Raw genomic sequence first — 11,917 nt, 5'->3', positions numbered from 1 at the left:
ACCGGCTTTATTTAAAGGAAACCTTGGCTATTCTTACACACCAATCTGTCCCATAAGTGTAACCACCTATGTCCACCGTAAGCGTTCCTCTATCAACATCTTGCATAAAAGGAAGTTCTTTTTGATCATCTAGCCAAGTTATTTTTTCTATCTGTTTGAATATACCACTAAATGAACGTAAATTGATACCTTCTCCGCCTAAAACCACATTATCATCGCCAACAATTTCTAAATCATGTAAAAACAAATATAGAGTATTTTTATCTATCAGAGCAATATCTTTATCGTTTCCGCTTGCCTTGATTTCAGAAGAAGGTCGTGAGGTATAGATACTTTGCCCCGCCATCTTTGTCCATTTACCGATTTGTTCCATAACGGCTTGATTCATTAACGGAATTTGTCCAGTTCCAGTTAAGCCAATGTTAAGTAAAATGTTAGCTCCAATGCCACGGGCATGAACAATATTTTCAATTAGCTCTTTTGTAGATTTGAAGTTTAAGTCATCTCTTGCGTAGCCCCAATGTTTATTCATTGTTACTGAGGCTTCCCCAGCAACATATTTATCTTGGAAACCATGATTAACTTGATCTGGCGTTTTTCGCTCATATGTCACAACATCAATTTCAGGATTACTTATCTTTCCTCTGTTTTTTAAACCTGTATTGTTAACAATTATTGCGTTAGGCTGATATTTTCTGATTGTTCCATATAAACGATCTAATTTCCAATCAGCCTCTTTTTTATTCCAATCACCATCAAACCAAAATCCTCCAATTGAGCCGTAATTCTTGCACAAAATTTCAACGGATTTTAATAGATAATCTAAATACTTATTGAAGTCAGTTTGGTACAGATCACTATGCCAATCATATGTCGCCATGTATAAAAAAGGCTGAACATTATATTTATGGCAGGCATCAATAAACTCTCGAATCAAGTCTCTATGGGCAGGACTGTGCATTGCATCAAACTCAGATAGTCTTTGGGTATCATACAAGAAAAAGCCTTCGTGGTGCTTGGTTGTTAAAACAATATACTTAGCACCCATTTTTTTAGCAGACAGAACAATTTGCTCGGCATCAAAATCTTTAGCAGAAAAATTGTTAATTAAGTGTTCATACTCTTCTTTATCTCGATGATGGATATATTCTGTCCACTCTCCGACTTCTAATTGCGAATATAAGCCCCAATGAATAAATAAGCCTAACCCCAAGTCTTCATATTGTTTGATTCTAGTCAAAGCTTCTACCATATTTATTCCTCCCATTCCATTTCAATATTTAACACATTAAGTTAAACACTAAGAAATATAAAAGTCCATAGCTTCATTCAATAAAATATTGTTATTAAGCTATTGCAATTGCTTTCATTTAGAATTAATATTTATCTTGTAACCAAGTTAACACATTAAGTTGAAGGAGAGTGATTTTTATATGTATATCTTAGCAAGTCATGGTGACTATGCAAAACAAACGCTTAAGAGCTGTGAAATGATTACGGGTGAATTAACTAGTTTCGTTACAGTTTCTTTTAAAGATCCGATGGGCATTGATGATGTCGTCAAATGCTATGAAGATATTTATCAGAACAGGCAAGATTCTGCTGAGGAAGTCATAATTATTGCTGATATTCCAAATGGTACACCAGCAAACGCAGCAAGTACTTTTATTGCAGAACATCCTGACGTCAAACTATATTCCGGTCTTTCCCTGATGTTGACCTTATCACTAGCAACAGGAACTCCTGCTGAAGAGGCAATCAGTCAAACAATTGAATTAATGGAGTCAAACATCAAAAAGAAACCTAAAAAGCAGCCTGCAGCGCCAAATAAAGAAACTGCTCCTGTAAACACTGGTAACCCCCTAGTCAACGTAAGAATTGATTCGCGCTTAATTCATGGTCAAGTTGCTACCATGTGGACTAGAAGTCTTAATACGACGAGAATCATGGTCGTTGACGATCAAATTGTTACCAGTAAGGTGCAAAAGGCAACCTTAAAAACGGCTGTTCCAGCTGGAATTCACTTAAGTATTCTTACAGCTAAGGGAGCTGCAGAACGAATCAATAGTGGACAATACAATGGTCAAAGAGTTCTTTTACTCGTTAAAAAGCCGCAAATCTTGGCACAGCTAATATCTGCTGGTGTTAAGCTTCCGGCAGTAAATGTTGGTAACATGTCAATGTCTCAGGGGGCACGTCAAGTTGCTAAAAGTGTTGCCGTTACTGACGAGGACACTGCTACCTTTAATCAGATGGCAGAAAAAGGAATTGAATTTTATCATCAAATGGTTCCAAACGATAAACAAGAGCCATTTATTTCAATGTTAAATAAGAAGGAGAACTAAAATGGCAATCACATGGTGGCAAATTTTACTATTAACAGCACTTGCTTTTTGGATGATTATTGACCAACTGACAGTTGCAATATTGTGTAATTATCCGCTTTTAATTGGTCTTGTAGCTGGACTTATTATGGGTGACATAAAAACAGGTTTAGTTGTGGGTGCAACGCTTCAATTAATGGTACTAGGTGTTGGTACTTATGGCGGCGCCAGCATGCCAGACTTCATGACTGGGGCTATCGTCGGCACTGCCTATGCAGTTATGAGTAACAAAGGGGTTAGCTTTGCAATTGGATTAGCAGTTCCTGTCGGTCTTTTAATGGTTCAACTAGATGTTCTGGCTCGTTTCACTAATACCTTCTTTTTACATCGGGTAGATAAGATGATTGAAGAAGATAATGAAAAAGGCGTTGCCCATAACATTATTTACGGGATGTTTCCTTGGGGATTATCACGTGCACTCCCTGTACTTTTGATGTTATTAGTTGGTAAAAACACAATTCAGGTTGTAGTTAACTCTATGCCTCAATGGCTAACTAATGGTTTATCCGCAGCAGGTGGAATTTTACCAGTAGTCGGAATTGCAATTTTACTTAGATTTTTACCTACTAAACGTTTTATCGCTTACCTATTAATTGGTTTCTTTTTAGCAGCATACATCAAAGTTCCAATACTAGGTGTTGCAATTATCGGTGTCGCTATGGCAATAATCTATTACAAACAAAGTGAAACTAATGAAACACCATCTACTCAAACTGAAGGAGGACATGAAAATGAACTCGGTGAATACGAAGACTAACATCCAAAAATTAACTAAAAAAGATTTATTCCGTGCAAACTGGCGTTGGTTATGGAGTAGTCAAATCTGTTGGAACTATGAACGAATGATGTCGACAGGATATCTTTACACAATGTTACCAACAATCCAAAAATTATATCCTGAAAAAAATGATCGAGTTTCAATTATGAAACTTCATAACCAGTTCTTTAACACGAATGCATATGTTGGTGGCTTTATAATTGGTATGGACATGGCAATTGAAGAAAAAGAAGGCCGAAAAGCCGAAGAAGCAATTGCTGGTTTAAAAGCTGGTTTAATGGGTTCATTTGCTGGCGTTGGCGATACAATTTTCGGCGTCATTCTACCAACAATTTTCGGTTCAATTGGCGCATATATGGGGTTAAAAGGAAACCCAATAGGTGCAATCATTTGGCTAATAGTAAACTTTATTGTTCTTTTTTTACGTTTTACATTCCTTCCTTTGGGGTATTCGCAAGGTGAAAAATTAATTTATGCAGCAGGTAATAAATTAAACAGACTAACTGATGCAGCCATTTTGCTTGGAGTAACAGTTGTGGGAGCCTTGATTCCAACAGTTGTTAATGCAAATGTACCAATAGTCTTTAAATCAGGAAGGGTTATTTTAAAAGCACAAACAATTTTAGACCAAATTATGCCGTCCCTTGTTCCAGTGTTATTAGTTGTGGTATGCTATTGGCTTCTCGGCAAGAAGAAAATGACTTCAACAAAACTAATTATTATAGTTTTAATAGTCGGAATTATTTTAGGTGGCCTCGGAATAATTGGTAAATAAAAATGAGCCAAAAGAATAGGTAGAAGTTAAACAAAAAGTTAAAAACGTGAATCAATCGACTCACGTTTTCTTTTGTTTTAACTACATTTATTTCATCGTTTGTACAAGCAGTTATTCACCCACGAAAGTACCAGCTTCTACTTCACGGATAAAATCAGCTACATGCTTATAGTAAACATCAGGATTATCAACCATGTGATGATGTCCTGCATTCGGTGTAGTAACTAAGCGTGAATTAGGAATTTCACGTTGCATAATCTTTGCAGTCTCTAAAGGCATAGTATCTTCTTCACCAAAAGTCAAAAGGGTCGGCATTTTTATTTGCTTTAAGTACTTTCTAAAGTGCCAATCTTTTAATTTGCCTGTTACTACAAATTCATTATCACCTTGAAAGGCATGGTAAACAGGCAAACCACCGATACGCTTAATATGATATAGCTTGCATGGCTGTCGCCGATCAAGAAAGTTAATATTTAATATTTGAATATCCTCTTGGTAGCGTTTATTGTCATAGTCATTGTTTTCTTCACATGCACGCATAAAGTCAATTTCTGATTGTGGGAAAATTTCTTGTCTGCGACGATTAATTGACTCAATATAGTCATCAGTATCATCAACCATGGAAGAAATAATAGTTCCTTTTAAGTGTTGACCATATTTCACCGCATATTCTTGTGCAAGCAAGCCACCCCAACTTTGTCCAATCAAGTAGCAATTATCAACACCAAGCTTAGCGCGAACCTCATCAACTTCGTCGAGAAAGTATTCATAAGTTAAGTATTTGGCCGCAATTTCAGGATCATCATAATCCGGTTGATCTGAATAAAGAGAGCCTAATTGATCATACATAGTAACTTGAACATGTAGCCCCTGCTTTGCTAATTGATCGGCAGCGTCTTCCCAATATTCGTGATTTCCTCCTGGACCTCCATGAAGTGCCAATAAATGAATATCACCTTCACCTTGGGTACTTGTCCACAAATGATAGCCATTATCTAAAGTTATAATTTTTGTTCCAGTTCTCATTAAAAATTTACAGCTTCTTTCTATTTAGTAAAACCTACTTCATTCCATAAAGGATGATTATTGTTTTGTTTTGACGGCTTAAGCGAATAGCCGGAAATCTTGTTATTAACGGCAAAGATCTGATAGGAATTATCAACTGGGATAACATAAGCTTCCTCATTCATATATCTTTGCCATTCATGAAATTTTTTTACCCGATAATCATGATTAAAAGCCTTTTGTGAATTTATTTCATCCAAAAGCTGATTGTTTTTTGCAGTTACAAATCTGGTCATGTTAAACGGCGCTGATTCACTATAATATGGGTGTGGCGAAGGTTCAGTAGGTGTTGACCAACCGGCCAGATACATGTCGACGCCTTTATTATCATGTTGCAATTTATCATAGAAAGAATTGTGTTCAATTAAACGCCCCGTGGCTAATTGGACATTAAGTCCAACTTTGTGCCATTGTTGCAAGTAATTTTGCACAATTGGCTCCTGAGTAGTATCTCCACTCATAGCTGCAAAATGAATTACCAAAGGTTTGCCATTTGGCTGAACGCGCCACTTTCCTTTCTTCTTGTAACCCGCTTTATCCAGAATCTGATTTGCCTTTTTTAAGTTGTAATTATATCCTTTTTCAGTTTTATCAAAGTAGTCACCAAACTTTTCTGGAACCAAAGTTTTTACCCTAAACGTTAAACCATATGTATAACGCTTATTAACCGCATCAACATTCATGGCATAACCTATTGCCTGCCTTAAAGCCTTATTATTCATCTTAGCATTAGGATTCATAACATTCTTGCTCTTGTCAGCATCCCATTTTCCTACTTTAAAACCCAAATAATGATATGCGATTGGAATTTGGGCAATAAAGTTCACATTTTTAGTATTTTTAACTTGTGGCCACTGAGTATTAATTACAGGAATAATGTCAAATTTATGACTTTTTATTGCTTGAGAAGCGGAATTAGGAGATACCACAGAAATAACAACTTTATCTAAATTTGGTTTCCCTCGCCAATAATATTTGTTCGGTACCCAAGTTGCAGATTGTCCTCTAACTAGTTTTTCAATCTTAAACGGTCCGAAAAATAACGGATTTTTCCTGATCCTATCAGAAGATTTTAACTTTGCAAAAGGAATATCTTTCAAATAATGATAGGGTTCAACTGCTTCCCAAAGTGAACGACTGCCTGCATTTGACATACTTGGATTTAAAGCTGAGCAATGTAAAACAATTTTACGGCCATTTTCTCCATCAGGCATTTCAATGCCGGAAATAGTCTTGGCTTTGCCTTCGTGATATTCTTTTAAGCCCTTTATGACTTCAAACTGACTGCTATACCGCGGACAAGCTGTATCTTTGTTAGCTAAAATCTCATACGCATATTCGAAATCTTTGGCAACGACCTGTTTACCGTCAGACCATCTAACGCCCTTTTTAATATTGATAGTGATCGTCTTTTTCTTAGGGTCTAATTTACGTGTGGCTGGCCCTTTATCAGTGACACCATACTGATCATCACTATCAAATAGAGTCTCTTGACCGGGAGCTGCAACCATAGAGTCTACATCTTCAGATGAAAGTTCTTGTGAAAAAATACCTGAAAATGGAGTATCAGTGACAACTGCAACTTTCACAGTTCCACCATTTTTCACATTCTTTTCAGGAGTTTCAACAGGAAACTTTTTTACTGTCTTAGTGTCATCACTGCTGTTAGCACTTTTACCACAGGCTGCCAGTGTTAGAGCGGCTAGACTCAAAATGCCAGCAGAAGCAAGCTTACTTCTTTTTTTCATAAAAATCACTCATTTCATTATGTTTTACTCATATTATTAATAAATTTGCCATTTATGTCAAATAGTATCATCATATATTTTAAAGGAGCATTTAAAAAGATTTTTATTTAGTGTAAAATAGCAAGTGCTTCTGTATAATTTTATTATGGAAAAAAATATAGAAAGAGTTAGAAAGTGAATATGAACAAGCAAAAAATTGCCGATTTAGCTCAAAAAGCTATTACTACTTTTAATTTACCCAGTTTAGGAATTGGTGTTTATCGTAAAGGAGAAAGCTACAGCCACGTTTTTGGTCAAGCTGAACAGGATAATCTTTATCCTTTAGCATCAATTTCCAAAACATTTTTTGCTACTGCTGTTTGTCAATTAGCTGATGCAGGTAAAATAGATTTGGATGATCCTTTAAAAAAATACTGGCCTGAACTTAAACTTGAAGATAAGTATGCCGAAGACCATTTAACATGGCGGGATGCTCTTAGTCATCAAAGTGGCTTACCAGCTCACGATCTGATGCGCTTTACTAATATGAATAAGCATGACCTTTCTTTAAAAGAAAAAGCAGAGCACGTGGGGTATTTAAAACCCAACCATGAACTGCGTTATAAAATGCAATACAGTAACCTAGTTTTTGCATTAGCCACTTATGCTTTTGAACAAGCAATTGGTGCAGAGTATGGTACTTATGAACGCCAACACTTACTAGAACCACTTAACTTAAAAAACACTTATATTAACCACCATGAAGCACCAAGAGAGAAAATAGTTAAGCCTTATATCAGGGACAATGAAGTCACTAAAGAAGTTCCCTTTATTGCACCAGGTAAAGTTGGCGGAGCCAGCAGTATGCTCGCAAGTATTTCGGATTTGCTCACTTGGGCCAAATACCAGTTAAAATTGCAAAAAGAAAACCAAGGCAATGCCATGGCTGAACACTTTTTGCCTCAATCTATCATGCCTCCAAGTCGTGCATACGGTGGCGCTAATTTTGGCGCTTATGGTTTAGGCATGATGATGGAAGACTACCGCGGACATAAATACTTCTACCACAGTGGTTCATACATTGGCTACTGCTCTTTCATGGGCTTTGTTCCAGATCTTGATTTAGCATTCGTTTCAACCACAAACATGGATTCAACAGATGCAATATTCGCTTTAGCCTACCAGACCATTGATGAAGCTATGGGCATTTCAGATACTGATTGGACAAGTAAAATCAAACAGATTGTTGATCAAAAAGCAGCAACACGAGAAGCAAAAATTGCTGAACTTAAAGGAAATTCACCCCAAAATGTTGCGGCTAAGGATAACCTTTTGGGTGATTACCAAAACCCAGGTTACGGCTTGATTACGCTAAATGAAAAAGATGGTAATTTAACAGTTACAATTGGCAAATGGGATTACCCAGTTATTGTTAATGAACAAGGTAAAATGTTTGTGGAAGAAAGATTATATCAGCATGAGCTTTTACCAATTGAAATTCATCAAAATCAAGTTTTGCTTTGGACAGAGCGTGCACTTAAAGAAGCAACTACCTTTACAAAGTTATAATAAAAAACTTAGCTTTTATGATTAAAGCTAAGCTCAAAATAATATTTATAAAACCGGCTTTAATTAAGCTGGTTTTTATTTGATGTGTGAATTAATCCAAGGAACGACTTTACTAATAACTTCATTAAGTTTGGTAAAATCACCAGTTTCAACATTGTAAGTATGGTTCGCATTTTCAACGGTAAACGAATCTACGTTATCCATGTGACAGTTTTTAATAAAATTCAAACTGATATTTGGATCCAAAGTAGGATCGCTGGTACATACTTCAACTAAAATCGGATTTTTAAAGTTTTTAATGTTGTCATTCAAAGTTGTCTGCAACTCATCAAAGAATCTGCGGTAAACCAGTTCAACACCGCCGCTACTAGTATGAACAATGCAGTAACCTAAATTAGCCATTTCAAATTTATCATAGGTCATTTCAAGAGGCTCAGATGTATTAATAGCGCCATTTAAAGAAACTATAATCTTTGCAGGTAAGGTCGAACAAGTAAACGCTAAACGTCCACCAAGGCTATGACCTAAAAGTCCAACATTATTTTCTTCAACATATGGTAAAGACTGCAAATATTTAAAACTCGCTTTAACCTCATCAGTCATTACTTTCATGCCATAATTTTCTCTTGAATAAAGGTTTTCACCCATGCTGCATAAGTCAATTCTTGCCGTAACGATTCCGGCTTCTACAATTTTTTTGCTAATTCTGGCTAACATATGATTATCATTGTTCTTAGAAGACATGAAGCCATGAATCATTAAAACGGCCGGAAATTTGCCACGTTCATCTGGAAGATCAATTTGCATTGGCACCTCATGATCAACACATTTTAAAAATTTTATTTCTTCGCGCAATTTTAATATCACCTCAAAAATATATTATTATTCATCCGTTACAAGATACATTATACTGTTAACTTTACGTTTGTACACCAATACAATATATTGAGTGTTGAATTGTATATAAAAAGTCTACAACTTTTTATGTAACAATTTAGTTTTTAGCTAGATTTTATCTGCTCGCCAAGGATCTATACCCTCATATAATTTTATCTTTTTCCACCAAATACAGGAAAATGACTAGAAGACCCATAATTAAAACTATTAATTTCTTCCAAATTAGCCATGTCAACATCACTTATTTCAAAGTTCAATTCTGCATTTTGCTTCATGTGTTTTGGATTGACTGACTTTGGTAAAACCACTGTATTAAGCTGCCAATCATAGCGAATACATAACTGGGCAACTGAAACGTGATATTTTTTTGCCATACTCTTAATAGTGGTATTCGTTAAAGCCTCACCATGAGCAACTGGCGAAAATGACTCCACTACAATGTCATGTTCTTGACAAAAATCAATCAACTTTTTTGGTGTTGCACCAATATGACACAAAATTTGATTTACCATTGGTTTAACATCACTATTGTCAATTAAATTCTGCAAATCTTCCGGCTGAAAACTGGAAACGCCAATTGCGCGTAATTTCCCTTCTCTCATAGCATCTTCTAAAGCGCGCCAAGTTTCAAGATTGCCTTCAAAATGGCGATCGTCTGACTGGTTAACTTCATTCCAGGGTTGAGGATTATGAATAATCATCATGTCTAAATAATCCAAATCCATGCGAGCAAGGGTTTCATCAATAGATTTTTTAGCTTTTTGATAGTCTTTAATTTCGGCCTCTACTTTTGAGTTAACAAAAATCTGGTCACGGCTAATACCAGAATCTTTGATGCCCTGACCCACTCCTCTTTCGTTATGGTAGGCTTGAGCAGTATCAAGATGCCGATATCCCATCTTTAAGGCGGTTGCGACTGGTGAAGCCACTTCGGTATCTGGAATTTTCCAGGTTCCTAATGCTAGTTTAGGGATTTTTACCCCATTATTAAGTGTAAATGTTTCTTCAAAAATCATGTTTATCCCTCCATACTTCTTTTCTTGAGTATAACGCTTAAATTGGACTTTAAGTCAATTTATTTCATTTAGATTTTTATGATCTTTTTGTTTACAATTAAATGTACATATATCAAAGAAGGTAAAAATATGAAATATATTTATCTAATGCGTCACGGACAAACTTTGTTTAATGTCCAACATAAGATCCAGGGATTTTGTGATTCACCTTTAACTTCATTAGGAATTAAACAAGCAAAAGCAACGAAAAAAGAATATTTTGAACATGAGAAAATCAATCTAGAAGAGGCGCATTGTTCAACTTCTGAAAGGGCAATAGATACTTTAAAAATAGTGACCGATCTACCTTTTGAAACGCATAAAGATTTACGTGAGTGGAATTTCGGCGCATACGAAGGAGAAGGTGAACACTTAAATCCGCCACTACCTTATAACGACTTTTTTGTTCAATTTGGTGGCGAATCTCAAAAACAGGTAGTCGCAAGAATCAATAAAGCGATTACAGATATTGCAGAAGCTTCCTCTCATAAACAAATTTTAATCGTTTCCCATGGTGGTGCTATAGCTAATTTTTATAGGAAATGGGAAAAATATAATACGTTTAAACGCAAAGATCACATTAAAAATTGTGCAGTCTTAAAGTACGAATATGACGATGGCATTTTTCATTTGCAGTCAATATTTAATCCTAGCTGCTAAAACAAAAAGGGAGATCAGCCTAAAAAGTTGATCTCCCTTTTACATAATTTTCAATTTATTCTAAATTCAATGAACTCTTGTCAAAACCAGCTGACTTAATCTTGTCATCAATTGATGGGGTACCAAGCCAAGTGATCATTTCCTTCATTGAAGCTGTAATTGCTTCTGTACCCGGAAGAAGAAGCTTACGAGGATCGTAACCCTTGTTGTCCTTGTCTTCATCCTTGTGGGCTTCAAAGTACTTACGAGTAGCAGCTTGGAAAGCTAATTGGAATTCAGTGTTAATGTTAACTTTAGAAATTCCAAGAGAAATAGCCTTCTTAACTTGGTCTTCAGGAATACCTGAACCACCGTGTAATACCAATGGAACAGAAACTGCATCAGCAATTTCCTTCAAACGATCAAAGTTTAAGCCTTTCCAGCCTTCTGGGTAAACACCATGGATATTACCAATACCACAAGCAAGTTTGTCAACACCTGCGGCTACGAAAGTCTTTGCATCTTCGACAGATGCAAGTTCACCGCCGTCAGCGCCTTGATTTTCACCAATTTTACCGATTTCGGCCTCAACTGAAATACCGCGTTCATGGGCTAACTTAACAATTTCCTTAGTTTGAGCTAAGTTCTCTTCAGTTGGTAAAGCATGTCCATCAAACATAACTGATGAATAACCAAGAGCAATACATTCTTTAGCAGCTTCAAAGCTACCATGATCTAAGTTCAATACAACTGGAACAGAGATATCCATTGCATCAATTTCGTCTTCAACTAAGTCCTTGGCAACTTTATAGCCACCCATATACTTAGCCGCACCCATTGACACCTGAATTAAAACTGGGGTTCTTGTTTCCTCAGCTGCTTGCAAAATTGCACGTGTCCATTCCAAGTTGTTAGTGTTATAAGCACCTACTGCATAATGGTTTTTACGAGCATCTCTAAAGATTTGATTACCATTATCTAAATATGCCATTAAATATACCTCCTATTAAACTTACAGTCATATTGTA

General features: G+C 36.1%; 11 protein-coding genes. 5 read left to right on the top strand and 6 right to left on the bottom strand.

What is annotated here, in order from left to right:
• Positions 1-7: 7 nt before the first annotated feature.
• Positions 8-1,252, bottom strand: coding sequence for an alpha-L-fucosidase (locus tag H3U49_RS00500; protein WP_198178799.1), 1,245 nt, complete (start codon positions 1,250-1,252; stop codon positions 8-10).
• A 181-nt stretch (positions 1,253-1,433) separates the two neighbouring features.
• Between H3U49_RS00500 and H3U49_RS00495 the strand changes: the two genes are divergently transcribed.
• Genes H3U49_RS00495 through H3U49_RS00485 form a run of 3 tightly spaced genes read left to right on the top strand, consistent with a single transcriptional unit; the run spans position 1,434 to position 3,937 of the window.
• A complete protein-coding gene (locus tag H3U49_RS00495) occupies positions 1,434-2,345 on the top strand; it encodes a PTS mannose/fructose/sorbose transporter subunit IIAB (RefSeq protein WP_198178797.1) in 912 nt (303 codons plus the stop codon).
• A 1-nt stretch (position 2,346) separates the two neighbouring features.
• Complete coding sequence (locus tag H3U49_RS00490; protein WP_198178795.1) at positions 2,347-3,141, top strand: PTS sugar transporter subunit IIC; 795 nt, start codon at positions 2,347-2,349, stop codon at positions 3,139-3,141.
• Entirely contained in the window at positions 3,116-3,937 is an 822-nt protein-coding gene (locus H3U49_RS00485; protein ID WP_198178793.1) for a PTS system mannose/fructose/sorbose family transporter subunit IID, read from the top strand. The genes H3U49_RS00490 and H3U49_RS00485 overlap by 26 nt, the downstream gene beginning before the upstream one ends.
• Positions 3,938-4,048: 111 nt before the next feature.
• Here the strand turns inward: H3U49_RS00485 and H3U49_RS00480 are convergent, their stop codons facing one another.
• Positions 4,049-4,963 (bottom strand): proline-specific peptidase family protein, encoded by a 915-nt coding sequence (locus tag H3U49_RS00480; protein ID WP_198178791.1) that lies wholly within the window; start codon positions 4,961-4,963, stop codon positions 4,049-4,051.
• Between the two features lie 20 nt (positions 4,964-4,983).
• The gene (locus H3U49_RS00475) at positions 4,984-6,750 is read right to left on the bottom strand and encodes an oligopeptide ABC transporter substrate-binding protein (RefSeq protein WP_198178789.1); all 1,767 of its coding nucleotides are present in this window, start codon (positions 6,748-6,750) and stop codon (positions 4,984-4,986) included.
• Between the two features lie 180 nt (positions 6,751-6,930).
• Between H3U49_RS00475 and H3U49_RS00470 the strand changes: the two genes are divergently transcribed.
• A complete protein-coding gene (locus H3U49_RS00470) occupies positions 6,931-8,298 on the top strand; it encodes a serine hydrolase (protein WP_198178787.1) in 1,368 nt (455 codons plus the stop codon).
• 75 nt (positions 8,299-8,373) lie between these two features.
• Here the strand turns inward: H3U49_RS00470 and H3U49_RS00465 are convergent, their stop codons facing one another.
• Positions 8,374-9,105 (bottom strand): S9 family peptidase, encoded by a 732-nt coding sequence (locus H3U49_RS00465; protein ID WP_198178785.1) that lies wholly within the window; start codon positions 9,103-9,105, stop codon positions 8,374-8,376.
• 242 nt (positions 9,106-9,347) lie between these two features.
• Positions 9,348-10,211, bottom strand: coding sequence for an aldo/keto reductase (locus tag H3U49_RS00460; RefSeq protein WP_198178784.1), 864 nt, complete (start codon positions 10,209-10,211; stop codon positions 9,348-9,350).
• A gap of 129 nt (positions 10,212-10,340) precedes the next feature.
• Here H3U49_RS00460 and H3U49_RS00455 point away from each other — a divergent pair, with 129 nt between their 5' ends.
• The gene (locus H3U49_RS00455) at positions 10,341-10,910 is read left to right on the top strand and encodes a histidine phosphatase family protein (protein WP_198178783.1); all 570 of its coding nucleotides are present in this window, start codon (positions 10,341-10,343) and stop codon (positions 10,908-10,910) included.
• Positions 10,911-10,965: 55 nt separating this feature from the next.
• On the opposite strand, the gene fba is transcribed toward H3U49_RS00455, so the two are convergent.
• Positions 10,966-11,880 carry a class II fructose-1,6-bisphosphate aldolase gene (fba, locus tag H3U49_RS00450; protein ID WP_198178782.1) on the bottom strand — a complete coding sequence of 305 codons (915 nt, stop codon included), beginning with the start codon at positions 11,878-11,880 and terminating at the stop codon, positions 10,966-10,968.
• Positions 11,881-11,917 lie beyond the last annotated feature (37 nt).

The sequence above is a fragment of the Lactobacillus sp. W8174 genome (assembly GCF_016100975.1).
GTDB classification, from domain to species: domain Bacteria; phylum Bacillota; class Bacilli; order Lactobacillales; family Lactobacillaceae; genus Lactobacillus; species Lactobacillus juensis.
Note: the sequence above shows the minus strand (reverse complement) of the source record. Positions and strands in the feature narration are given on the sequence as shown.